Source organism: Psychrobacter sp. GW64-MNA-CIBAN-0177, assembly GCF_040309585.1.
In the GTDB taxonomy this organism is placed as follows: Bacteria; Pseudomonadota; Gammaproteobacteria; order Pseudomonadales; family Moraxellaceae; genus Psychrobacter; species Psychrobacter okhotskensis.
Genome location: NZ_JBEOOY010000647.1, coordinates 1 through 232 on the forward strand (window position 1 = coordinate 1; position 232 = coordinate 232).

A 232-nucleotide genomic window follows, 5' to 3' on the forward strand; every position below is an offset into this window, starting at 1 on the left:
CAATTGGGACTTCTCATACTTATCTGCCAGTTGCCCCGCCAACGCTGAAAATAAAAAATACGGCAAGATAAATAACATTGCCGCTAAGTTATTTAAGATACTTACTGCCACCCCAAGCTGGCTGGCGGCAGTATAAGTGAGCACCAATATCAGCGCTTGCTTAAAAATATTGTCATTAAAAGCACCCAAAAACTGGGTTAAAAACATGGCGCTAAAACGGCGACGCTTGAAT

Annotated in this window: 1 pseudogene; it reads right to left on the reverse strand. The window is 42.2% G+C overall.

Annotation, left to right across the window (positions count from 1 at the left end):
* A pseudogene (locus AAEY79_RS16550) lies at positions 1–207 on the reverse strand (MFS transporter); the annotation flags it as partial.
* Positions 208–232 lie beyond the last annotated feature (25 nt).